The organism is Roseivirga sp. (assembly GCF_034669765.1).
In the GTDB taxonomy this organism is placed as follows: domain Bacteria; phylum Bacteroidota; class Bacteroidia; order Cytophagales; family Cyclobacteriaceae; genus Roseivirga.
The window spans coordinates 199,981-223,136 of sequence record NZ_JAXMOQ010000004.1 but is presented as its reverse complement, the minus strand read 5'-3'; the positions used below and the strand labels follow the sequence as shown (position 1 = coordinate 223,136).

The 23,156-nt window shown below is 38.2% G+C and carries 21 protein-coding genes; 7 read left to right on the top strand and 14 right to left on the bottom strand.

From position 1 onward, the window contains the following. Nucleotides 1-70: 70 nt before the first annotated feature. Nucleotides 71-1,441, bottom strand: coding sequence for a histidine--tRNA ligase (gene hisS, locus VOI17_RS09690; protein WP_323757051.1), 1,371 nt, complete (start codon nt 1,439-1,441; stop codon nt 71-73). Nucleotides 1,442-1,598: 157 nt separating this feature from the next. On the opposite strand from hisS, the gene VOI17_RS09685 reads away from it, so the two are divergent. Next, complete coding sequence (locus VOI17_RS09685) at nt 1,599-1,883, top strand: hypothetical protein (protein ID WP_323757050.1); 285 nt, start codon at nt 1,599-1,601, stop codon at nt 1,881-1,883. 148 nt (nt 1,884-2,031) lie between these two features. Further along, complete coding sequence (locus tag VOI17_RS09680; RefSeq protein WP_323757049.1) at nt 2,032-3,480, top strand: hypothetical protein; 1,449 nt, start codon at nt 2,032-2,034, stop codon at nt 3,478-3,480. Nucleotides 3,481-3,555: 75 nt separating this feature from the next. Here the strand turns inward: VOI17_RS09680 and VOI17_RS09675 are convergent, their stop codons facing one another. Continuing rightward, nucleotides 3,556-4,485 (bottom strand): hydrogen peroxide-inducible genes activator, encoded by a 930-nt coding sequence (locus tag VOI17_RS09675; RefSeq protein WP_323757048.1) that lies wholly within the window; start codon nt 4,483-4,485, stop codon nt 3,556-3,558. 119 nt (nt 4,486-4,604) lie between these two features. Here VOI17_RS09675 and VOI17_RS09670 point away from each other — a divergent pair, with 119 nt between their 5' ends. Then, complete coding sequence (locus tag VOI17_RS09670; RefSeq protein ID WP_323757047.1) at nt 4,605-4,994, top strand: acyl-CoA thioesterase; 390 nt, start codon at nt 4,605-4,607, stop codon at nt 4,992-4,994. A gap of 70 nt (nt 4,995-5,064) precedes the next feature. Here the strand turns inward: VOI17_RS09670 and rsgA are convergent, their stop codons facing one another. From rsgA to VOI17_RS09655, 3 genes are all read right to left on the bottom strand, one after another. Next, nucleotides 5,065-5,985 (bottom strand): ribosome small subunit-dependent GTPase A, encoded by a 921-nt coding sequence (gene rsgA, locus VOI17_RS09665; RefSeq protein ID WP_416376050.1) that lies wholly within the window; start codon nt 5,983-5,985, stop codon nt 5,065-5,067. Continuing rightward, nucleotides 5,982-7,226 (bottom strand): 3-deoxy-D-manno-octulosonic acid transferase, encoded by a 1,245-nt coding sequence (locus tag VOI17_RS09660; protein ID WP_323757045.1) that lies wholly within the window; start codon nt 7,224-7,226, stop codon nt 5,982-5,984. The genes rsgA and VOI17_RS09660 overlap by 4 nt, the downstream gene beginning before the upstream one ends. Before the next feature lie 62 nt (nt 7,227-7,288). Beyond that, nucleotides 7,289-7,918, bottom strand: a complete 630-nt coding sequence (locus tag VOI17_RS09655) for a peroxiredoxin (protein WP_068411642.1) — start codon at nt 7,916-7,918, stop codon at nt 7,289-7,291. Between the two features lie 266 nt (nt 7,919-8,184). Here VOI17_RS09655 and VOI17_RS09650 point away from each other — a divergent pair, with 266 nt between their 5' ends. Genes VOI17_RS09650 through VOI17_RS09640 form a run of 3 tightly spaced genes read left to right on the top strand, consistent with a single transcriptional unit; the run spans nt 8,185 to nt 10,457 of the window. Next, entirely contained in the window at nt 8,185-8,739 is a 555-nt protein-coding gene (locus VOI17_RS09650; protein ID WP_323757044.1) for a hypothetical protein, read from the top strand. A 57-nt stretch (nt 8,740-8,796) separates the two neighbouring features. After that, on the top strand, nt 8,797-9,384 hold the full coding sequence (locus tag VOI17_RS09645; RefSeq protein WP_323757043.1) for a hypothetical protein: 588 nt from the start codon (nt 8,797-8,799) through the stop codon (nt 9,382-9,384). A 20-nt stretch (nt 9,385-9,404) separates the two neighbouring features. After that, a complete protein-coding gene (locus VOI17_RS09640; RefSeq protein WP_323757042.1) occupies nt 9,405-10,457 on the top strand; it encodes a DUF6588 family protein in 1,053 nt (350 codons plus the stop codon). A gap of 54 nt (nt 10,458-10,511) precedes the next feature. Here VOI17_RS09640 and VOI17_RS09635 read toward each other — a convergent pair whose 3' ends face one another. Continuing rightward, nucleotides 10,512-11,285, bottom strand: coding sequence for an enoyl-CoA hydratase-related protein (locus VOI17_RS09635; protein ID WP_323757041.1), 774 nt, complete (start codon nt 11,283-11,285; stop codon nt 10,512-10,514). A gap of 51 nt (nt 11,286-11,336) precedes the next feature. Between VOI17_RS09635 and VOI17_RS09630 the strand changes: the two genes are divergently transcribed. Further along, on the top strand, nt 11,337-11,816 hold the full coding sequence (locus tag VOI17_RS09630) for a low molecular weight protein-tyrosine-phosphatase (protein WP_323757040.1): 480 nt from the start codon (nt 11,337-11,339) through the stop codon (nt 11,814-11,816). A 111-nt stretch (nt 11,817-11,927) separates the two neighbouring features. Here the strand turns inward: VOI17_RS09630 and VOI17_RS09625 are convergent, their stop codons facing one another. From VOI17_RS09625 to VOI17_RS09590, 8 genes are all read right to left on the bottom strand, one after another. Then, nucleotides 11,928-13,382, bottom strand: coding sequence for a SusD/RagB family nutrient-binding outer membrane lipoprotein (locus VOI17_RS09625; RefSeq protein ID WP_323757039.1), 1,455 nt, complete (start codon nt 13,380-13,382; stop codon nt 11,928-11,930). A 20-nt stretch (nt 13,383-13,402) separates the two neighbouring features. Next, complete coding sequence (locus VOI17_RS09620) at nt 13,403-16,870, bottom strand: SusC/RagA family TonB-linked outer membrane protein (RefSeq protein ID WP_323757038.1); 3,468 nt, start codon at nt 16,868-16,870, stop codon at nt 13,403-13,405. 183 nt (nt 16,871-17,053) lie between these two features. Further along, nucleotides 17,054-18,100, bottom strand: coding sequence for a FecR family protein (locus VOI17_RS09615; protein ID WP_323757037.1), 1,047 nt, complete (start codon nt 18,098-18,100; stop codon nt 17,054-17,056). Nucleotides 18,101-18,202: 102 nt separating this feature from the next. After that, the gene (locus VOI17_RS09610) at nt 18,203-18,730 is read right to left on the bottom strand and encodes an RNA polymerase sigma-70 factor (protein WP_323757036.1); all 528 of its coding nucleotides are present in this window, start codon (nt 18,728-18,730) and stop codon (nt 18,203-18,205) included. 369 nt (nt 18,731-19,099) lie between these two features. Further along, nucleotides 19,100-20,443, bottom strand: coding sequence for a D-alanyl-D-alanine carboxypeptidase/D-alanyl-D-alanine-endopeptidase (locus VOI17_RS09605; RefSeq protein ID WP_323757035.1), 1,344 nt, complete (start codon nt 20,441-20,443; stop codon nt 19,100-19,102). Beyond that, a complete protein-coding gene (locus VOI17_RS09600) occupies nt 20,436-21,131 on the bottom strand; it encodes a nitroreductase family protein (protein ID WP_323757034.1) in 696 nt (231 codons plus the stop codon). The genes VOI17_RS09605 and VOI17_RS09600 overlap by 8 nt, the downstream gene beginning before the upstream one ends. Nucleotides 21,132-21,377: 246 nt before the next feature. Then, a complete protein-coding gene (locus VOI17_RS09595) occupies nt 21,378-22,157 on the bottom strand; it encodes an ABC transporter permease (RefSeq protein WP_323757033.1) in 780 nt (259 codons plus the stop codon). Next, on the bottom strand, nt 22,154-23,071 hold the full coding sequence (locus VOI17_RS09590) for an ABC transporter ATP-binding protein (RefSeq protein ID WP_323757032.1): 918 nt from the start codon (nt 23,069-23,071) through the stop codon (nt 22,154-22,156). The genes VOI17_RS09595 and VOI17_RS09590 overlap by 4 nt, the downstream gene beginning before the upstream one ends. Nucleotides 23,072-23,156: the final 85 nt, after the last annotated feature.

Sequence of the window (23,156 nt, the reverse complement as noted above, 5' to 3'; positions counted from 1 at the left end):
TTTCGCTTCTTGATTAACGATACATTATCGCGAAACTTATTTAAGAAAGTAGCCTTTCTATACCGATCGATTAGTGTTCAGCTAAAAAATCGATCAGCTCTAGCAAAGTTTGTTTGTGCTGCTCACCGCTCTCCATGTTTTTCACCGTGTATATATTGGTGTCAATTTCTTCTTGCCCAACCATAACTACAAAAGGTATGTTTTTCTTGTCGGCATAACCCAATTGCTTTTTCATCTTGGTAGGTTCAGGGTAGACTTCACAATTCACATTATTGTTTCGCAAACGAGAAGAAAGACCTAGGGCGTGTTCCAAACATGATTCGTCAAAATTGGTAATCATCACCTTTGTGGTGCCCAATTGATTGGAAGGGAATAGGTTGAGTTCGTCCAGTACGTCATAGATTCTATCAACGCCAAATGAAATGCCTACTCCCGAAACGCCTTCTAAGCCAAATACTCCAGTAAGGTTATCGTATCGACCGCCTGCGGTGATGGTCCCCATCTTTACAGAAGTGGGTTTTACCTCATATATAATCCCTGTATAGTAAGAAAGGCCACGGGCCAAGGTAAGGTCGAAGTGAGTTTTGTCATGAGCAACGCCCAAACTGGTCATGTGCTTTAAAGTAGTTTCTACTTCGTTTAAACCTTCTATTCCTACTGCTGAACCTATAAATACTTTTCTTAGGGTTTCGATTTTATCGGTATTGCTTTCTTCAAGCTCAAGAATGGCTGTGAGTCGGTCAAGTCCAGATTGCGGAATACCCAGCTGCGACATTTCCTCTAACATTTTATCCAAACCGATTTTATCCAGCTTATCTAAAATAACACAGAAGGCAGAAAACTTGTCTGTAGCCCCAATTACATCGGCCAAACCTTCAAGTATTTTTCGACTACTGATAGAAACCTGATAATCCTTGAGTTCCAGTTTGCAGAAAATTTCATTTACCATTGCCATTAGTTCTGCTTCGCAAACCAATGAGTTAGTGCCAATAATATCCGCATCGCACTGATAGAATTCTCTGTATCGGCCTTTCTGAGGTCTGTCGGCACGCCAAACGGGCTGAACCTGATAACGCTTAAAAGGAAAGGTAATGTCATTTTGGTTCATTACCACGTATCGGGCAAAGGGCACAGTAAGGTCGTATTTGAGTCCTTTTTCTGTGATTTTTTTACTTAACTCTTTAGCGCCAGCTTTAAAATCATCGGAATCTGTTTTTGAAAGGAAGTCGCCAGAATTTAAAATCTTAAACAAGAGTTGGTCGCCTTCATCACCATACTTTCCTGTTAGGGTAGTGAGATTTTCAATGGCGGGAGTTTCCAATGGCATGAAGCCGTATTTTTTGAAAACGCCTTTTATTGTATCTAGAAGATAATTTCTGCGGAACATTTGCTCCGGTCCGAAATCACGAACGCCTTTGGGTAATGAAGGTTTTTGAGCCATTCTTGTTGGTTTTAATCATACAAAACTACTAAACACAAGGCTAATCTGATTGTTCTTAAAGAGAATATTGAAAACTAATGTGAATTTTATTTCGCTAGGGGTTTATAAATTGTATTCAAACTCCTATCTTTGCACCTCATTTCGAACAAGGAGTATCATGGGGATAACGAGATTAAAAAGAAAAGCGAGAAGAAATAAGCAGAGATCTGCTGATAGGGTTAATAAAATCAAGCAATTGACAAGTACCCCTGTAATTGCTAACATTGACAAAGAAGAGCTTAAGGCTTCATTTGAAACTGCACCTAAAGCTGAGGCTAAGCCAAAAGCTAAAAAAGAGGAGGTTGAAAAGCCTGCTGCTGAAAAAGCGCCTAAAGCTGAAAAGGCAGAGAAAGCTCCTAAAGCTAAGAAAGCGCCAAAAACTGAAAAGAAGACTGAGGAGTAATTTCCTTTTAATAATATACCTTGAAGGGACTGTTGAAAAACTGTCCCTTTTTTTGTTGGGCAAAAACTACTGTAAGGTGTGCTTCAAACATCGTGTTAAGATATTTAAGTAAGAATTGTTTATTTTGGTTGATTAACCTTATTCAACCATGACCAACAGCGACAGACCTAAAGACAAAGATGAAAGTAAACTGAGGCGATGGGTGGCCAATCTTCAATTAGAAAGCTGGCAGTTGGAACTCCTTATTACTGGTTTTTCCATTTTTTTGCTAGCCACGGGTATTGGAGAGTACAATGACATTAACCGCAATATTCAGGAGAATAAGCTAAACCCAGGAGCCAACGGGATCAATCCTTTGCTCAGCATCTCCATCAATTTTATTTTAGACACCATCCCAATCGGGATGAAATTCTTCCTTATTAACTTATTGATCCATCTTTTACTCAGGGGGTTTTGGATTGGTATTGTTGGCCTAAGTTCTGTTTCAAATTTTATTGATTACGATAAACTTGGTTTTAAAGGGAAGTTCAGAAAGTACATGCCTGAGAATGTTCGGTCACTCGATGAACTGATTGTTTATTTAGATAAAATTTCCAGTGTAATCTTTGCTTATACTTTTCTACTGGTCTTCTCCATTGTGTCCGTGGTAATTGTTTTTGCCATAGGGGTGAGTCTGATGAGTGTGACCGTAATACTTAGCACTTCCAATGAACTCACAATTTGGATAGGTATGCTGAATTTATTGGCTGTTTTCTTGGTCTTTTTCTATTTCATTTTGGCCATCATCTTCTTTCTCGATACGCTGTTTTTTAGTGCTTTTAAGAAATCAAAATGGTTTTCATTCCTGTATTACCCCATTTACCGCTTCTTTTCTGTAATTACTTTATCTATACTGTACCGGTCTATTTATTACCACCTGATTACTACTTATAAGAAGAAACAGATCATTGGTGTTTCTTCCGTTTTACTGGTTGTACTTCTGATCACCCTAAAGGCCGATGCGCTAGATGTGAATGTGTTTTACCCTGAGCGGACTAATATTTCAGAGCGCTATATGGTAGAGGAACTTTATGATGACTTAAGGGCTGAAGATGAGTTTATCCATCAACTCAGTTTGCCTTCTAAATATGTAAAGAATGGATTCCTTGAATTATTCTTGCGCTATAACCCAAAGGATAATAGTATACTTGAGTTGCTATGCCCTGATAGCTATAAGCTTAGTCCAGAGGGAGGTGTTATGCAGGGCTTTAAAGCTGGAATGCAGGCTCAAATGGATACAACATTAAATGTGGACGATTTAATCCGCGATAAGAATTATGAAACAAGGCTGGTAGAGTCTATAGCCTGTCAAACTCAAATTTTTGAAGTGTATATTGATGGAATGCTTTATTCTAACTTAGAGTATGTGTTTAAAACGCATATTTCCAATGGTGAAAAAGGATACTTGGCTGTAATTGATGTGATCGAGTTAAGTAGAGGAAAGCACCTCTTGGAGGTAAAGAAACTTAAAGCACCTAGTACTGCCCGTATTAGAGGGGTTGAAGCAGCTGACTTGAAAATGGAGCCGATGTCTGTTCTTAATTTTTGGATAGAATAAAATAGCCCAAATACATTGATGGCTGGCATAATGCATCTGATTTTTTGAATTGTTAGTGTTTGCTTTAAGTGAATACTATCTCCACTTCACCTTGGTAAATTTCTTTCCTTTCTGAAAATGGTCAGGAATATTTGAAAGGATTTCTTTTCGTAATTTTTCTATCAGTGATTCTTTTGTGAAGCTTTTGTGTACGACTAAGCTTATTTCTCTTACGGGCTCAGGGCTTTCTAAACGTTTTACTCTTGGGTCGTTCAGTTCGTCTATTACAGAAAGTTCTGGCACAAGTGTATAACCCATATTAGAGCGCACCATGTTTTTAAGGGTTTCAATAGAACCACTTTCATAAGAAAAACCAGGGTTGTCTGATTGCTTCTTTTTATCGCAGACATTGAGCACCTGATTTCTGAAGCAATGCCCTTGATTTAAGAGCCACAAACCATATAAAGGCAAGTTGTCTGGTTTAATATTGCTTTTACCGTATAGAGAGTGGTTTTCGGAACTATAAATTAGAAAAGGCTCATTGTACAATGGGATTTCTCGAATAGATGATTCTTCCAACGGGGTGGCCAAAATACCAATGTCTACAAAGTCATTTTTCAAGGCATTAATAATTTCTTCCGATTCCATTTCCCTAATCTGGAGGTGCGTGTTAGGGTGTTTTTCTGAAAAACTTTTTAAAAACCTGGGCATCAGGTAGGGTGCCACTGTAGGGATGACTGCAATTCTGAAACTTCCGGTGATGGTGTCTTTTTCGGAGTTGACCAATTCCTTTAATTGATGCGCTTCTCTTAAAATCTGTCTGGCCTTGCTTATAATCAATTCACCCGTTGGGGTAGGCACTATTGGGTGACGTGAACGATCAAAGATTAGCGTGTTCATTTCGTCCTCAAGCTTTTTAACTTGAAGAGTCAATGTGGGTTGGGTTACAAAGCAGTGTGTGGCTGCGGTTACAAAGTGACGGTGCGTATCAAGGGCAACCACATATTCGAGTTGTTGTAAGGTCATTGTATAGTTTTAGTCTATACTAATATAGATACCATTAATTTGATTAATAGTTCCGAAAGACGGAAATTTATGTCAATATTAAATTAACAGGTAAGGCTAAAACTCACGGAAAACGAATTATGAACTTTCACACTAGAAAATGGGTAAGACCCACAGATTTAAATCCTAACGCTACATTGTTTGGAGGTAGATTACTCGAATGGATTGATGAAGAAGCGGCCCTTTACACCATAGTGCAGTTAGAAAACAAGCATGTGGTAACGAAATTTATCTCTGAAATCAATTTCATTAATGCACCGCGCCAAGGCGACATTATCGAGATAGGAATTGAAGCGGTGACCTTCGGCCGGACTTCCATTACATTAAGGTGTGAAGTAAGAAATAAACTCACCCGTGAAGATATTCTGAGTATTGCTAAAATTACTATGGTAAACCTAGGTGAAGATGGAAAGCCATTAGCGCATGGCAAAACCAAAATTGAATACGTTAGTGATAGAATGAGTTTGTAGTCAGTCAAATTCAAATGAGGCAGGAGTATAATGAATTATTGTGCTCCTGTTTTTTCAGAAGTTTACTTTTTCACCTTCTATTATCAGAATCTTCCAGCATGCTGAGGTAGCTCATATAGCGGGAGTCGGCAATTTCTCCATTCACAAAAGCTTCTAATACCGCGCAGCCGGGTTCGTTTACGTGGAGGCAATTGTTGAATTTACATTGCCCTAAAAATGCCCTCATTTCAGGGAAGTAGTCACTGATTTCTTCTTGCTCCATTTCCACTAAACCCAGCTCTTTAATTCCGGGAGTATCTATGATTCGGGCGTCACCTTCTGTTTCAAACATTTCAGCAAAGGTGGTGGTGTGGGTGCCTTTATTAGCAAAGGTGGAAACTTCTCCAATTCGTAAACCTAGTTCAGGTACTAAAGCATTCAATAACGAAGATTTACCCACGCCTGAATGGCCAGAAATCAAAGACGTTTTGCCTTTTAATACAGCTTTAATTTCATCAAGGCCTTGCTCTTCTAATACTGAAATAAGCAACGTGCGATAACCAATACTTTCGTATAATTCCTTTAGTTGTGATACAATTTCTAGACCTTCTTGATCGAGTAAATCACTTTTGTTAATGACTAAAATGCAAGGGATTCTAAACGATTCTGCACTGACTAAAAAACGATCGATAAAACCCAACGAGGTGCGCGGAAAAGCGAGGGTAGCCACTAAAAGGGCTTGATCTAAATTAGAAGCAATGATGTGCGAAAAGTTAGATTTACGGGTAGACTTGCGGATGATATAATTCGTACGTGGTTCAATCGTCTTGATCACGGCTGAACCTTCTTCCCCTTCTTGGTCAAGAAGTACCCAGTCGCCCACGGCAATGGGGTTGTTTACTTTCAGCTTGTCTTGCTTGAATTTACCGCGTAGTCGGGCTTTGAAAATTTCTCCGCTTTCGGTTTTTACTTCATACCATGACCCCGTAGATCGAATGACTCTCCCCCTCATTTGTTCCATTGGGTTAAACTGTACATGATTTTAGCCGTGGCTCCAGTGTTTTCTCGAATATATGCTTTACAATGCTCAGATGCTGTTTTTCTGAAATCAATATCTGTTGAAAGTTTTTCGAAGTACTCGTCAATCTCTGCTTTTTGCGTGAATGAGAATGCACCTCCTTTTTCAATCAGGGCCAACGCTTCTGGGAATTTCTCAAGATTATTATTTCCGAAAATCACAGGTAAACCAAAAGTCACAGCTTCCAATATATTGTGCAGCCCGTCTCCAAAAGCCCCTCCAATGTACGAAAATTGGCCATATTGATAGAGGGAGGAAAGCATGCCTATGGTGTTGATAATTATGATCTGAGATTCATCTATGCTTTCTGGCGTTGCTTCAGTAATTCGGCAAAAAGGAAAACTAAGCCCTTTTTCTAATTGCTTGATGCTGCTTTCACTGACATCATGCGGAGCAATAATGAACTTTATGTTTTCGGAACGATTGATAATAGGGTAGAGGAAGGTCATGTCCGCAGGCCAGCAGCTTCCAATCACCATAGTGAGGTGGTTTTTGCTAAACTGCGCTACCAATGGAAAATGCTTTGGGTTGCTCACGGTGTCTACAACTCGGTCAAAACGTGTGTCGCCAGCAACTGAAACCTGATTGATGTTGATTTTTTGAAGTAGCTTTTTAGACTTTTCGTTCTGAACAAAAATATGATCGAAGAAGGTGAGGGTTTTTCTGAAAAAGCCACCGCTAGGCTTGAAGAATCGCTGATTTTTGTTGAATAAAGCGGAAATACAATAGAGCGGAATTTTACGTTCGCTTGTTTGTTTGAGGTAATGATACCAAAACTCATATTTCACAAAAATCACCAAGGCCGGATTGACGATATTCAAAAAACGTTGGGCGTTTCTTTTCGTGTCAATGGGTAAATAGTAAACAAAGTCAGCTTCTGTATAATTCTTCCTTAATTCGTAACCAGATGGGGAGAAAAAAGTGATGAGTATTTTATTATTGGGTTTTGCTTTTCGGAACGCTTCTATTACCGGGCGTCCTTGTTCAAACTCACCCAGAGAGGCGCAATGAAACCAAGCCACCGGGTCTTTTACTTTGGAAAAATCCTTTTGAAGTCGCTGAAATATATTTTCCCTTCCCGTTACAAATTTCTTCGCTTTTTCATTGAATGGACTTACCAAACCAATAATTAGGCGATAAAAGCGGACGGATACATTATAGAGAACAACAGCCATTCAGGACAAAAATAAAAAACCCTCCATTAAGGAGGGCTTTTATGCATAATATTTAATTCTGCTTAGTTTTTAGAAAGGTAGTCAGCAACGCCATCTTTAGTAGCTTTCATTGCTTCTTTTCCTTCTTCCCAGTTTGCAGGGCAAACCTCACCATATTTTTCAACGTGGTGAAGCGCGTCTACTAAACGGATCATTTCATCGATGTTTCTTCCTAATGGCAAATCGTTGATTGTTTCTTGTCTTACGGTTCCTTCTTTATCAATCAAGAATGTACCTCTGTAAGCAATTGGAGCTCCTTCAAAAGTCAGATTTCCTTCTTCATTGTAGTTCCAATCTCCTGCTAAAACGCCATAATTATGAGCAATAGTTTTGGCTGTATCTGCAACAACAGGATAAGTAACACCTTCGATACCACCTTGGTTTTTTGGAGTCATTAACCAAGCTAAATGACTTTCTTCTGTATCGCAAGAGGCAGCAACAACAGCAACTCCTCGTTTTTCGAATTCACCTAATTTCTCTTGGAAAGCCAAGATTTCAGTAGGGCATACGAAAGTGAAGTCTTTAGGGTAAAAGAAAAACACTACATCTTTTTTGCCAATGTACTGATCAAGAGAGAATCCCTCAACTATTTCTTCTCCGTTAATTACTGCCGGGGCGCTAAATATTGGCGCTTTTTTTCCAACTAATGACATTTGTTTTTTATTTGAATTGAATAATTAATTTCTTTTACTAATCTTTACGTTAAGACCACTCAGATTACTTAAATTCCAACTTTACTTTATAACCAGAAAAGTATCCTTGTGCTTTCGGGGGGCAAAGGTAACTTTCTATGGAATCGATTTCAAATGCTTAAAGTTTTTCTTTTGAGAAAGATTAAATTAAACTTTGGGCGTCATAAGCATAGGATGAAGGCAACGAATTTATTGTTAACTTTACGTAACATGTTAATATTAACACAATGAAAAAGATCTATTTATTTTTCACGCTCTTAATCGCACTATCTGCTTGTGATGAAGGCGGGATTTTAATTACCGTACCGTCTGTAGGTAATTATCAATTTGCAATTAATAGTGCTACAGCGAATGGTAGTGCTAACAATAGTTACACTACTCAGCAAACGGTTGATCCATCGGCTCTTTTCACAGAAGACTCTGATCGGGTTAAAAATATCACTCTCAATAACCTTAAATATCAAATTTCTGGATATTCTGGCACAGCAGGTAATGATGTGTTGATGAATTTTAGTCTGTCAACAGTATTGGATGGTAATACCACAGAGGTGTTGTCTGCTACTGGAGTTTCACTAGCTAATGGCCTCTTTACTGCTTTTGAGAAGGGCCAAACTTCTTTAAAGGTTTCTGCAGCTCAGGCAGCAAGTATTGAAGCTATCATTGGTAATCAAGAATCATTTGATTTAATAATTACAGCAAGCTTTGATAAAGGGATTGAAAGTGATTTTAATATTGAAGTAGTTTTGGATATTACTGGTTCTATCTCGGAGATTACTAATTAAGTAATCTGGAGCTGTACCACCTTATAATTATTTAGCATACTTTTTAACACTTTAGGAATGAAAAAAAACTTACTATTTATCTTACTGATGGCCACAATTATTAGCGCCTGTGGAGACGCTGGTATTCAATCAGACATCTCTCAAGTTGTGGAGACCGATCCTATTACAGTAACTATTGATTTACCAGCCCAGGCTGTTGGTGTTTTGGTTAACGAAACGCCAGCTATTACTGTTGAAACCGATGATATCAGTATTACTTCTGATGAGTTTGCGGAATACACGGATGAACTTCAGCGTTTTACGATTAATAAGATATGGTATAAACTTCAGGGTTTTGATGCTGGAAACGAAGCTGATTTAGATATTACTTTAAATATCATCAATGAAGGTACTACAACAAAGCTTTTAGAAACTACAGTTGTAGATGCTCATACGAAAACAGACGATGTGCTGCTTTTCGATAAAGCTGCTCCGGGTGACGTAAACGCTGCAGCTGTATCAGTGATTGAAGGTGCATTGTTGAATGGTACCTCTTTCAAAATCGAATTAGTTCTGGTAGGAAAGAATGTTAGATTTCAATCTAGCAGTGATTCATTTGATTTCTTATTCAAGTTTGACGTTACTGCAAGAGTCCAGTTAGATTAATTTTTTAAAAGCATTTTGACATGAAAATTTATACAAGAATATTATTGATAACTGGATTAATGGTGTCGATGGCTAATGTGTCTAAAGCACAATTGGATTTCGACTCTTTTCTAGAAGCAGGCTTGGCCGATGCTAATAAATTATTGGAAGCTTATATGGCGCCAGCTTTTAAAGGTATTGGCTATGGCGTAAATGCTGGTTGGTATAATACAGCTAGGCCACATAAAACCTTAGGATTTGACCTTAACATCACGGTAAACGCTGCAATGGTGCCTGCTAGTGGAGAGTTCTTTACGTTTAACAACGCAGATTACACTAATGTGAAACTATCCAACGGTACTTCAGCTCAATTACCAACTTTGTTTGGACCTAATTTAGGTGCCGATGATCTTCCAGAGTTAAGGTTTCTGGACAATGGAGAAGAAACCATTCGTATTTCTGCACCAACAGGTTTGGGTTTAGATGAAGTTCTTCCAATGAATGCAGTTCCATCACCAATGATTCAGTTGGGGATTGGCTTGATAAAAGGAACCGATCTTAAAATTAGATACACACCAGATATTTCGTTAGGGGAAGAAGATGAAGGGTCTGTAAAGTTATTTGGTATTGGGGTAATGCACGACATCAAACAACACCTGCCAGTAGTGAATAAATTACCGTTCGATCTTTCAATGTTCTTTGGATATACTAATTTGAAAACTTCAATTGCTGTTGACTCAGACTTGAACCAATTTGCTGAATTTGAAACTAAAGGGACTGTGATTCAGGCTTTAATCTCTAAAAAGATAGCGCTACTCACTGTTTATGGAGGCTTAGGTTATGCAAAATCTAAAACAACATTTGGGCTGAATGGTGTATATACTACTGAAAACAGTAGTTATACTGATCCAATTAATTTGGCTTATGAAAATGGTGGTTTAAAGGCCAATGTTGGTTTAAGGATCAGATTATTGTTCTTTAATCTTTTTGGTGAGTATTCTTTCCAAGAATATAACACTGCCACCGTAGGAATTGGTTTTAGCTTTAGAGAAGGTGCCAGCAGTACAAATATTCCAATGGTTCCAGGTATCTAAAAGAGACTGAATAATATATAGTAAAAAAAGGGGCACTCGCCCCTTTTTTGTTTGTTACTTCCCTTTAAAGTCGGGTTTTCTTTTCTCCACAAAAGCATTCATTCCTTCTTTTTGGTCTTCGGAAGAGAACAGCATGTAGAAGTTTTTCCTTTCAAAATGAAGCCCTTCTTCTAAAGGTACTTCAAATGATCTTTTTACAGATTCCTTTGCCATTTGAACCGCAATAGGAGACATTGATGCAATTTCACTAGCGAGCGTCACAGCCTCTTTTAAATACACTTCTATGGGCACCACTTTATTCACAAGCCCGTAGCCATAGGCTTCTTCTGCAGAGATGAATTTGCCTGTTAGTACTAATTCCATGGCTTTTGCCTTTCCTAAAGCTTTGGTGAGCCGCTGGGTTCCTCCAGCGCCTGGCATTACTCCGATTTTGATTTCGGGCTGGCCGAATTGAGCCGTTTCAGAAGCTATAATCATATCACATGTCATGGCCAATTCACAACCACCACCTAAGGCAAAACCAGATACTGCCGCGATAATCGGCTTACGTGTTTTGTTGATCTGGTCCCAAGTACTAAACTGATCTGTTTTCCACATGTCAATGGTTGACTTACCGGCCATTTGTTTAATGTCGGCACCTGCTGCGAATGCTCTTTCATCTCCTGTGATAATAATAACACGGACTTCGTCATCTTGATCTAACTCTTTTAGGCTGTCCCTAATTTCACCCATCAGTTGCAGATTCAATGCATTCAGTTCTTTGGGTCTGTTCAACTGAATTAGAGCAATGTGTTTGGCGTATGCTTTATTTACTTTGATAAATTCCATAGGTTAGGTTTGTTATTTATGAACGCTAAACAAAAATAGAAAGAAATGGGAATGTCTAAGGTGAAGGTGCTATTTGTTTGCTTGGGTAATATCTGTAGGTCTCCTTTGGCTGAGGGTGTTTTTCGCACGAAAGTGAGAGAAAGGGGGCTTGATGATCACTTTGAAATAGACTCTTGTGGCACCTCTAATTATCATATTGGAGAGCAGCCAGACAAACGAACCATTAAGAATGCACTAAAAAATGGAGTAAAATTGAATCACAGGGGGAGACAGTTTACAGTTCAAGACTATTATGACTTCGATTACATTATCACGATGGACTCCAGTAATAGGAGGGATGTTGAACGTTTACGTCCAAATGGAAATGTTAAGGAAGTTAGGCTTATGCGGAGTTTTAATCAAACGGGTTTGGATGATAATGTACCTGACCCTTATTATGGGGGCGAGAATGGATTTCAAGAGGTGTTTGATATTATTGATGAATCGGCTGAGGGACTGCTGAAATTTATTGAGGAGGAAAATCGCTTTTGATTTCAACAAAAAAAAAGCCGGCTCCAATTGGAACCGGCCTCTCTAAGCAAAATATACTAACTACTAACTAACTAAAATTACATAGTATATTTCATCTTAATTCAATGTGAATTAATTATCCCACCAAACTGGAGAATTATCAGTATCACCGTTTGCTAATCTAGCTACAGCAGCATCATATTTCTCACTGTTCAAATCAGACTCGTTTGAAGGATAACCATATCTCAAAGGAATGTTACCGTTATCATTCAAGTTGTTTGGAGTTGGAGTTAATACAGGATATCCTGTTCTTCTCCAATCAGACCACATTTCAAACCCATCAGGGAATGCAGCAATCCATTTTTGATCTCCAAGTTTCGCAGCAGTGTTACCTGCATATGCATTTTGAGTATCGGCTAAATAAGTAGCAAATGCTGTAGCATCATATACTCCACGCTGTCTCCAAGAATCCTCTATACCTTTGGCATACAAAGTAGCAGCAACTTCAGTAGTCCATCCCAATTGAGCAGCTTCAGCACGAGTAAAATCCATGTAGGAAGCGGTAATGAAATAACTATCAGAAGTTTGGCCTGTAATGGCGTCACCCATCAATGAATACTGATTGTTCGCAGTCCATGTAATTAGCTGGTCTCTAGTGTATCCATAAGGCAATCCAACATAAGCACCATTGGTGTTTTTGTTGGCATAAACATCAAGTCTTGGATCATTTTTGGCAACAAGTTTATCAATCATTACATCACTAATAGTATAATCAGCTCTTGTTAAGAAAAGAGAGTACCATCTGTTTGCAAAGTTGTTGTTGTCTAAATGAGCGTAAAGAATGTTGTCAGCATTTGTAGCAACATATCCATCAGCATCGTTCAATGCAGCTTTGAATTGAGTTGCAGCATAATCATTAGCTCCAGGATAACGCTTAGACAAACGAAGAGAATAGATCATTCTAAGTGAATTGGCTAGTTTCTTCCATGCAGCCTTGTCACCGTCTAACATGATATCACCTGAAGGCATTGCTCCAGCATCAAAACCATTTTCCGCCTCTGTTAACTCTTTCAAAATATCTTTGTAGATACTTTCTTGAGTGTCGTATGAAGGGAAAGTGTTTCCATTTAAAGCTTCAGAATAAGGTACATCACCCCATTTATCAGTCACTTTAGAAAATACATGCGCCTTAAGAATTCTAGCTACCGCAATTTGGTTCGCATTAGAACCAAAATCTAGAGCTTTAGTCTTAGTGTCCGCATCAGTATTATAATTGATGATGGAATTCAGGTTCTGCAATACGCCAGTATATTCACCCCAGCTCACAGGTCCTACTGCATACAAAGATGTTTCAGGGTATTGAGTTTCAGATAAATACTGAACATATAGGGATGGTGTAGTTTGAGTTTCATAACCAGAAACTGACCACAACGCACTTGTAAGCAATGCATTCGGTAAGGGTGTACCAGTTTGTGCTGGGTTTACATTCGTATCCCCAAAATCGTACTCCTCACATGAGTTTGCTAAAAATAATACAGACACCAATAGCGATGCTATAATACTTTTCGTTTTTATTGTTGATTTCATTTTTCTCATCTTAATAAGTTTTAAAATCCAAATTTAACGCTCAAACCATAGCTTCTAGTACTTGGAAGCTGTCCGTTTTCACCGTAAGAGGCAGACTGATCAGATGGATCCCAGTTATCTTGACCTTTTGCAGTTGCAATTAACCAAGGGTTTCTAGCAATGAATGATACGTTGATACTGTTGAATGGTGAGTTTCCAAATACTTTAGTTACAGGAACTCTGTAGTTTACAGAAAGCTCACGCATTTTAAGGTAAGTAGCGTCATAAATCATTGTTTCAGCCAACCTATTAGTTCCATAGAATTGGTGGAAATAGTTAAAGGCAGATACATATCTATCAACTGGGTTTCCGCTAGCGTCAACACCTACCATACGAATACCACCACCATCAGCAACAGCATCTCTTACGTTTTTACCATTTTCGTTAATGGCTGCAGTCTCATCCAAAAGACCTGAGTAATTACCCCAGTGCTCTGATAAAGAGAAGAATTTACCACCTTTTTGGTAATCAAATGACATGTTCAATGTCAAGTCTTTCCAAGTTAAAGTAGAAATAATACCACCGTTGAAGTCTGGAAGCACAGAACCGAAATAATGGTTTTGATCAGCAGTGAAAAGACCATTAGAATTCAAAATAGGAAGACCGTCTGCATTTCTTGCAATAGCCGTTCCTCTTAATTGACCCCATTCTTTTCCTTCTTGGTGTACTGTTCTTGCAAAGCCGAATGTGCCAGAGCTATAGATAAGGCTCTCTAAGTTATCAGCAATACTTACGATTTCAGATTTGTTCTGAGCCCAGTTAACAGTTAAGTCCCACTGTAAGTCACCTGAACGAACTGGGGTTCCAGAAAGCACTAGCTCAATACCAGATCTTTTTGTAGAACCAGCATTTTGAAGAATAGAGCTATAACCTGACCCTGTAGCAATTTGTGCTGAAAGGATATCATCTCTGTGCTTCTCATTATAGTAAGTGAAGCTAATACCGGCTCTTCTTTCGAAGAACTTAAGGTCAGTACCAAATTCAACAGAAGAGTTAGTTACTGGAGAAAGATTAGGGTCTACAAGACGGCTTGGAACTGACATTAATAGGTTACCGCTGAATTGGTTAGAACCAATTCCGTAGTATGCTTCAGTTGTGTAAGCACCTAGATCACTACCAGATTCTGCGTAACCAGCTCTGATTTTACCATAGCTTAGTGCAGGAAGTAGATCTTCTGTGAATTCAGAGAATACGAAAGATCCACCTACAGAAGGGTAAATATATCCGTTGTTACCTTTAGGTAAAGTAGAACTCAAGTCATTTCTAAGTGTTGCTTCTAAGAATAAGTATTCTTTGTAGCCCAAAGTGGTTCTTGCAAATGCACTTCTTGTTTTCTGTAATGAATAACCTTGACCAGTTACTCTAGGGTTCACTGTGTTAGCGAGTGACCAAAGGTCTGGAACAACCATACCTCCTGAAGTAGCTCCATTGATACTAGTACTTAGATTGTTTCTAAGGTTACCTCCTAGGTTGAAGTCAACAGATAGATCACCAAAAGTTTCAGAATAAGTTGCTAAGAACTCAAAGTTGTCTTCAGTGTAACGAGACTGACTTGTAGAGTAAGAGTTGAAATAACCGGCTTGAGAGGCAGAATTAGCCAATAAAGCAGGTAGTTTAAGCTCGCTACGTCCAAATACTTCATATCTTCTTGCAGTACCAGTGATTGAGAATTTATCATTTAACTTATAAGTTAAAGAGATATCTCCGAACACTCTGTTTGTATTTGATCTGTTATCCAATAACTCAAAGTAAGTGTACGGGTTATACCAGTAGTTACCTCTGTTGAAGTTTGCAGTATTGAAGTTTGTTGTACTAGAAACGTTACTATGGTTCCAAGACGCAATATTACCTGTTGGTGTTTTGAACTGAGATAATTCTCTCATAATGTCCATGTCCAAATCTCTGTGGAACCAAGAGTTGAAGTTACCAGTAGCGTTGTTACCATATCCATCTCCAAAATCTCCTTGGGTTTCCTGATCTTGGTAGTTCACGTTCGTTCTAATAGAAAAACGCTCAGAAACATCAAAATCTAACTTGGCTGAGATGTAATTTTTCTTAAGCTCAGAGTTAGGGATCAAACCAGTTTGTTGTTCGTTAGTATAAGAAACTCTCATAGAGTAACCTTCGCCACCTTTAGAAAGGGCAATGTTGTTTCTTAAAGTTGTACCAGTTTCCCAGTAATCTCTAATGTTGTTTGGTTGTGGGTCAAATGTAGTAGTCTTAAAAGAGTACTTAGAACCAGGGTACCAAGCATACCAAGGGATATATTCAGAACCATCCAATTTAGGACCCCAACTCGCATCATCAGTATAATCATGGTATTTTTTACCATCAAATACTTGCCATTCAGCAGGGTGATTAGGGTTGTAGTTGTAAGTAATCCAGTTCGCAGAACCACCTCCACCATAAGAGTTTTGGTAATTAGGCTGACGACCCACTTCTTCGAAAGTGATACCTGTAGTGAAATCAACTGACATGTCGCCTTTGGCAGCACGCTTAGTTGTAATCATTACAACACCATCAGCAGCTCTTTGTCCATAAAGGGCAGTTGCATTTGGACCTTTAAGAATGTTTACACTCTCAACTTCATCCATGTTAATACTACCTGGGTTAATACCTGGAGTACCATCAACAACCCAAAGTGCACCACCATCAGATGTTAAACTGATGTTACCTCTAATTCTAACAGAAGCGTTAGAGCCAAGTCTAGCACCAGATTCAGTTCTGATTTGAACACCAGCTACTTTACCTGCAAGTGCATTAGTAACGTTTTGTTGCTGAGCCATGTTCAATTCCTTCGCATTCACTTGTTGTGCTGTATAAGGAAGTGTTTTAGCATCTCTAGGGATGTTCAATGCAGTTACAATCACTTCACCGAAATCCACTACCTCAGGCTGCATAACAACATTGATGGAATTTCTACCACTGATTTCAACTTCTTGGGTAATAAACCCTAGGTATCTGAAAACAAGAGTTGTAGCATTCTGCGGAACGGTTATTCTATAAGCACCATCACTTTCAGTAACAACACCACTGGTTGTACCTTTGATGTAAACAGATAAACTTACCAATGGAAGTCCATCCTCAGCACTAGTTACTTTACCAGTAATAGTTCTGTCCTGTACATCGCCAGGTTCAATGGCCTCATTGTTTCCGCCCTCTTTATCAGGTGTTGGAGCAACCGAGATGTTTTTGTTTATTTGCTTGAAATTCAATTTTGCGTCTTTGGAAATAAACTCTAACACTTTTGCAACAGTATATTCCCCATAGATAATATTGATTTTTGTCTCCAGATTAATGTCTTTCTTCTTATAGAAAATCTTAAATGGAGAATTTAATTCGATGGCTTTAAACGTTTCTAGTATTGATGCGTTCTCTAGTTCGAGTTTTACTTTGTATTCTCGAATACTTTGACCGTTCATGCCATTTGCAGCCAATAGTGATGACATTAGAAATATTTGTATCACAATGCTAAATAGAGAGTATTTTGCACCTCGAGAGAGGGCATTTATACATTTCTTTTTCATAGATAAAGTGTGTTTTTAGTTAAACATAGTTTGTAAGTCCAAGGCGCTCTACTGCAATAGCGCGTCTTGGCATTTTTTAGTAATAGGTTTTTGTCATAGGCACTTTTAGTTATCAGTTAGCTTAATTAGTATTTGCTTTTGATTAATTTCTGTCGAAAAACCCATAGTATAACCAAGTGTGTTCAGTACTGATTCAAGACTTTGACGAGAAAATTCTCCAGTACCTTCTAGTTTGAGTTTGTTAGGGGCATTACCTTTAAGTATTATATTGACATCATACCACCTTTCTAAGGTTTTAATAATGTCACTCAACTTGGTATCATTGAAATAGATTACTTCATCTTTCCATGATAATAGCTTCTTAGGTTCAAAATTCCCCTTTACTAGCATCATGTCGTTTTTATCAAATGTTATGAGTTCAGAGGGGGCTAATATAAAAGGTGATTGTTTTTCGGTATTGGGGCTTTGGTTTGTTCCATTTACCTTAACCTTTCCTTTGGTCAAAGCAATAGAAGCATCATCTTCATCTGAATAATCGCGGACATTAAATGCTGTACCTAATGCTACTGTAGTTAAGCTTTTAGAAATGACTTTAAATGGCCTAGTGGTGTCTTCGGCAACTTCAAAAAAGGCCTCCCCTTCTAAGTGTACAATTCTTTGATCAAAACCATAGCTTTCGTCATAAACTAGCTTTGACTCTGAATTTAAAGTTACTTTGGTGCCATCCTTTAATGTGAAAGAGCTTCTGTAGCCTCTTTGTGTTTGTTTTGTTATTTGAGCTAATTCATATTGGGTACTAGGAGATTGGTTAGGAATAGATAAGAAATAGCCTAGTGTTAAGGCTATTATTAAGTTCAATCCAATAGTAAAGGCAGGCAAGACACCTCGTTTTTTGTATCGATGAAGAACTTGGTTCTTAGGTGGGCGTGCAAGTTTTTCTTCTAAGCTAACTTCTTGCGAAATTTTATCAAAAATCGAAGTCTTATCTATGTTGTGAATGTCTTTTTTGTAAGTATTAATCCATGCAGATTCAAAAAACTCATCTGTCAACTCACTGTTTTCATTTTCAATGAGCCAATCATGAAGTGCTTTTTTCTGTTCATCGGTACTATTGCCGCTGAGAAACGAAGAGGTAGATTTTTTGTCTTTCACGCTTTATGCGATATAATATGAATTACTTACATTATTATATACACAGATAATTTGGGTAGCCGTTACTCTGCCGAAATTTATATTGTGAATAAGTTCCCAGGTTCAATCAAAAAGAGAGGTGGTGTAACTATGTAGTTGCTTTATTGCTTTTCGAATTTGACCTTCAACTGTATTGACGGATATGTTCATTTGTTCTCCAATCTCCTTATTAGAGAGTCCTTCGAGTCTACTCAATTCGAAAATCATTTTTCTTCTGTTTGGGAGGTCATCGATCCCTTTTTTAAGGGTGAGTTCCATCTCTCTATATAGTACTTCTTCCATGGTAGTATTGCCAGTTTGCATATTGCTACTGATCTCATACATATCTGAAAATTTCTTAATGTCACGAATCCTATTGAGTGTAAGATTCTTGGCTACCTTAAACAAAAGTCCATTGAGAGAGAGTTCTACATTTATTTGCTCTCTGCTTTTCCATATTTTGACAAAGACATCTTGTGTGACTTCTTCAGCTTCTTCCTTACATCTGAGGAAAGAGTAACAGAAATTGTAGACTTTTACATAATTCTCATTAAAGAATTGTGATAAAGCTCTATTGCTTCCTTTTTTTAATTCTGCTGCAAGCTCATTCATTATTGAAACACCTATAAATGAGATAATGGCTTCTCTTAGACAAGCAGAAAAACATAGAATCGAAAGCAGGAAAAATGTATCTCCCTTTGAAGTTCATTAAGTCTAGTAGTTTAGTAGTTGATCACAACCGTATCAAGAATACGCGTTCTGATTTAGGATACTAAAATAATAATAATAATGTAAACCACATTGCTTGCTTCAGTAAAAGAAATTATATGGACTTGGTTTTTGATAAACAGTAATATTCATGGTTATAAGGCTGAAAAAAGCATGATTAACCCCCCATTGTGTCCTTAGAGTTGATTAGAACCAGATTAGAGGTTGGTTTTTTTTATCTGGCTCAGTGCCGATAGTTAAGTAAAGTCCTTTTTAATAAGAGGCTCTTATTTTACGTAACACTGTCTCTATACTTTTTCTTACCTTATCAGTTGATTCTTCGTAATGATTAACAATAAAGCTAAATATTAATGTTTTTCCTCTTTCAGTTCTGAGGTAACCGCTTAATGCATAGTTATTCCGTAACGTACCTGATTTAGCATAAATGTAAGGTTCATTCTCGCCAGCATACCAATCCTTTAGTGTTCCAGAAATACCTCCTACTGGAAGTAACTCAAATAGCCTTTCTTCCCCCAGTTCTTTGTGCAGTTTTAAAAGTAGGTTAGTAATGGTTCTAGGAGTGAACATGTTGTAACGAGATAAGCCAGACCCATCTACCCAAACCAGTTCGTCTTGCTCATCATTGAACATAAGCTCTTTGGTTTTTTTAATCATTGAGGCAGTAGATAAGGTGTCAGTTTCTAGTCCACTGGCCATGAGTAGTACTTGTTCTGCAAAAAGGTTGTCGCTTTCTTGAAGCATACTCTTATACAGTGAGTCGGTGAGGCTGGCATATAATGTTTGGGCAAGCGCTACGTTTTCTGGCTTTTTAATTATTGTTACCTCACGATCTAGGGTATCTGAAAGCAGTTGAACGAATAACTCAGATGAATAAAGGAACGGTCTGACTAAGGTGTCAATTGGGGAATAATTTACAATGTCAAAATCATGTTCGCTAGGGAAGGTGTATTCATAGCTGTTTTTCATCTCATCTCGCTGAACCTTGCCTTTTAACCTTATAAGTGAATCCTTCTTAAATATAAACTGAGGTTCTAAATAAGAAGGAGATACCTTAATTGTTTTCTCTTCCTTATTAAGGTATGCCATTACACTATTTCCATAAATAGGGAATACGGATTTTTCCGCAGAGTAATAACCATTATAATCGTCCCAGCCCCAGCCAGGCCCTAATCTATCATCTTCCATTGGGCGTGGCCAATAGTAGAGGTTTTCTGAGTGTGACTTTAGAAAGTGAAGTGCTGTTGTGTCATTGTATTCCGGGTGAAGAAAAAGCGGGTTGCCTGTTCCCCAAAAAATCAATGAGTCGTTTTTAATAATGTACTGTAGGGCTGGTATATTATTGCCTAAAAAATGTAGGCCAGCGTATAGGGTGAAAAGTTTTGTGTTCGAAGCTGGGGTCATGTATTTGTCATCGAACTGACTCACTATGGTTTTTTCGTTTTTTGGATCAACCAACATAAAGCCAACAAAGGCTTGCTCAAAACCTGGTAATTCTTTAAGGTCTTTAAGAATTCTCTTCTTAGAATATTTTTGTGCCTGAAGACTTTGAAGACCGCAGATTAAACTTAGAAATATAATGAGTAGTCCCTTACTCATAAAAAGCAGCCACTTCTTCTAAAGGTTTCCTTCTGTTATTGGGTACATAAACTTCATCGGCTTCATAACCTACTGGCAAAAGCAAGAATGCCCTTTCGTTTTCCGGGCGGTTTAAAATTTTGGCCAAAAAATTCATTGGGCTAGGTGTATGTGTTAAAGTAACTAAGCCAGCATCGTGAATGGCTGCAATTAAAAAACCTGCCGCTAATCCTACCGATTCGGCTACATAATAGTTCTGGTGCTTTTTTCCTTCAGCATCAAATTCAAATGGGCGTTTGAAAACAATGATTAAATAAGGAGCGGTTTCCAAAAAAGGCTTTTTCCAGTTTGTGCCCATTGGCTTTAGGTCATCCAGCCACTCTTCACTCATGCGCTTGGTATAGCTTTCATATTCTTCTTTTTCTGCTGCTTCGCGAATCTGCTTTTTTATGTCAGGGTTGCTTACCACACAAAAAGTCCAAGGCTGCTTATGTGCACCAGAAGGAGCTGTAGAAGCAGACATGATTATATTTTCAATGACTTCCTTGGGAACAGGTTTATTAGAAAAATCACGCACAGACCTGCGGGTCTCCATCCAGTCGTAGAAGTTTGCGCTACGGGCTTTCATTTCTTCTGGTGAATAGTGTACATGCGAATACTTGATGAATTCGTGATTTTCTATGACCTTAATATTCAGGTTAGCGCTCATTTTTTCAATAATATGACCCACAAGATAAGAAAGAACTTAGAAGCTGAAAAAGAAAATAAAAAAACCCCGACTGATAATCAGCCAGGGCACGATTTGGATGTAAAATAACCCTACTCGAGGGTTGCCTTAAAGACGATTGTAATTCGACAATGTTACTTCTATTTACTTTTTTGTTTTCTAGCGATTATTTGATTGGCAACTAAGCCCAAAACTGCTCCTGCGCAAATTACCCAAGCTGTGGTTAGGTTAAATAATTCGTTTTCTGAGTTGAGTCACTCCCGCAAGGGTAAACATTGCAACCGCAACAATTAAGCTCTTATATGCCGAAGCCATATCTGCCCAGATTTGATAACCCTCTTGTCTGATTCCGCCAGTGGCAAGAATAGCATAACCATAAGGGTGGTAAGGGGCGTATTCCCAACCTTGCACAACAATCATAAAGGAGATCAATCCAGCAATTCCTATACCTAGCGGCAAAATCAAGTTTTTTGATTGTTGACTAATAAAGAATTGGATAGATGCCATGCCTAAAGTGGCCAAGAAAATTTTAAACATTAACGCATATTCAAAACCAAAGCTGAAGCTTTCTTCGAAACCTAAACCCGGCTGTACAACACGCATAGACAAGCCAACAAGAATTGTGAAGGTGCCAAATAACATTAGGCTGATAAAGATCATGACAATGAAGACCTTCATTTTTGAAAGATAGAGCGTCAAACGTGATAGCGGTTGTGCATAAATCAGTTTCCAGGTATTCGAGCTGTACTCAATATTGTTGACCAACAAGGCGACCATCATGACAAAAAATGGAAATAGAAAATTAGCGGGGTCAATACTAAAACCAATTAGGGTGGACCAAGCATTCATTCCTTCTTTGATAATTTGAGGCCCTTTTTGCCACAGAATAATAAAATTGATAATGGGCACAAAGGCTGGAGCTAAAATGAGTAACCAAAAAGTAAAGGTCTTTTTGTATTTGAATATTTCTGCTGAAATTCCTCTTTTGAGTTGTAATGCTATATTCATTGGTCTAATTTTTTAGTAAGGTTTAAGAAGATGGCTTCGAGGGTTTCCTCAGTAGATTTAAGCTGATAGACTTCGATGTCGTTTTGGACCAAAGCTTTGTTGATTTTGGAGATATCCTTTTTATCTGCAATCGGTAGTGTAATGGTTTTGCTGTCTTGCTCAGAGATGGTATAACTCAACTCTTTGATCACCTCAATTGCCTTTTGAACATTGTCCAGCTTTATTTCTAAAAACTGAGTCGGGTTGTTGCTATGAAGTCCATCGAGTTTGCCTTCATACATGATTTTGCCTTGATCAATAATAGCTACATCGGTGGCCATTTTTTCGATTTCAGTAAGAATATGACTCGATAGGAAAATCGTTTTACCGTGCTCTTTATTCAAGCGAATAATGAGTTCACGCATTTCGATAATACCACTAGGATCAAGACCGTTTGTGGGTTCATCTAAAATGAGCAGATCAGGATCGTTGAGTAGGGCAGAAGCGAGTCCAAGTCTTTGGCACATTCCCAAAGAATAGTTTTTTGCTTTTTTATTTGCGTTATCCGTCAATCGGACGATTTTGAGTACTTCGTCAATCCTAGATTTAGGAGCACCAATCATTCGTCTGACTACTTCAAGATTTTGTCGCCCAGTGAGGTGTTTGTATATGGAAGGGTTTTCAATCAGTGCGCCCACCTTACCCAAGAGTTCTACCTTGTTGGCAAGAAGTTCTTGACCGAATAGTTTTACTTGTCCCGGTTTGGAATGAAAAAGATCGAGCAAGATTCTAATGGTAGTGGTTTTTCCAGCACCATTAGGCCCGAGGAAACCATAAATACTTCCTTCGGGAACGTTGAGATTGATTTTATCTAAAGCCTTGAAGTCTTTAAAGTAGAAATCTAATTCAGTGGTTCGAATAATTGATTTTGGCATGTTTTAACATTTGTCGATAGACGATGCTATTCACAGTTTGGGTAACCGATTTTTAAATTACTCGACCAACTAGGGGATTTTGTCT

What these genes read in the sequence shown, in the direction of transcription:
- VOI17_RS09630 (WP_323757040.1), top strand. Translation starts at nt 11,337, where the DNA reads ATGTCTAAGGTGAAGGTGCTATTTGTTTGCTTGGGTAATATCTGTAGG.
- VOI17_RS09605 (WP_323757035.1), bottom strand. Translation starts at nt 20,443, where the DNA reads ATGAGTAAGGGACTACTCATTATATTTCTAAGTTTAATCTGCGGTCTT.
- VOI17_RS09625 (WP_323757039.1), bottom strand. Translation starts at nt 13,382, where the DNA reads ATGAAATCAACAATAAAAACGAAAAGTATTATAGCATCGCTATTGGTG.
- VOI17_RS09600 (WP_323757034.1), bottom strand. Translation starts at nt 21,131, where the DNA reads ATGAGCGCTAACCTGAATATTAAGGTCATAGAAAATCACGAATTCATC.
- VOI17_RS09640 (WP_323757042.1), top strand. Translation starts at nt 9,405, where the DNA reads ATGAAAATTTATACAAGAATATTATTGATAACTGGATTAATGGTGTCG.
- VOI17_RS09590 (WP_323757032.1), bottom strand. Translation starts at nt 23,071, where the DNA reads ATGCCAAAATCAATTATTCGAACCACTGAATTAGATTTCTACTTTAAA.
- VOI17_RS09650 (WP_323757044.1), top strand. Translation starts at nt 8,185, where the DNA reads ATGAAAAAGATCTATTTATTTTTCACGCTCTTAATCGCACTATCTGCT.
- VOI17_RS09680 (WP_323757049.1), top strand. Translation starts at nt 2,032, where the DNA reads ATGACCAACAGCGACAGACCTAAAGACAAAGATGAAAGTAAACTGAGG.
- VOI17_RS09595 (WP_323757033.1), bottom strand. Translation starts at nt 22,157, where the DNA reads ATGAATATAGCATTACAACTCAAAAGAGGAATTTCAGCAGAAATATTC.
- VOI17_RS09670 (WP_323757047.1), top strand. Translation starts at nt 4,605, where the DNA reads ATGAACTTTCACACTAGAAAATGGGTAAGACCCACAGATTTAAATCCT.
- rsgA (WP_416376050.1), bottom strand. Translation starts at nt 5,985, where the DNA reads ATGAGGGGGAGAGTCATTCGATCTACGGGGTCATGGTATGAAGTAAAA.
- VOI17_RS09620 (WP_323757038.1), bottom strand. Translation starts at nt 16,870, where the DNA reads ATGTCATCACTATTGGCTGCAAATGGCATGAACGGTCAAAGTATTCGA.
- VOI17_RS09675 (WP_323757048.1), bottom strand. Translation starts at nt 4,485, where the DNA reads ATGACCTTACAACAACTCGAATATGTGGTTGCCCTTGATACGCACCGT.
- hisS (WP_323757051.1), bottom strand. Translation starts at nt 1,441, where the DNA reads ATGGCTCAAAAACCTTCATTACCCAAAGGCGTTCGTGATTTCGGACCG.
- VOI17_RS09655 (WP_068411642.1), bottom strand. Translation starts at nt 7,918, where the DNA reads ATGTCATTAGTTGGAAAAAAAGCGCCAATATTTAGCGCCCCGGCAGTA.
- VOI17_RS09660 (WP_323757045.1), bottom strand. Translation starts at nt 7,226, where the DNA reads ATGGCTGTTGTTCTCTATAATGTATCCGTCCGCTTTTATCGCCTAATT.
- VOI17_RS09685 (WP_323757050.1), top strand. Translation starts at nt 1,599, where the DNA reads ATGGGGATAACGAGATTAAAAAGAAAAGCGAGAAGAAATAAGCAGAGA.
- VOI17_RS09645 (WP_323757043.1), top strand. Translation starts at nt 8,797, where the DNA reads ATGAAAAAAAACTTACTATTTATCTTACTGATGGCCACAATTATTAGC.
- VOI17_RS09635 (WP_323757041.1), bottom strand. Translation starts at nt 11,285, where the DNA reads ATGGAATTTATCAAAGTAAATAAAGCATACGCCAAACACATTGCTCTA.
- VOI17_RS09610 (WP_323757036.1), bottom strand. Translation starts at nt 18,730, where the DNA reads ATGAATGAGCTTGCAGCAGAATTAAAAAAAGGAAGCAATAGAGCTTTA.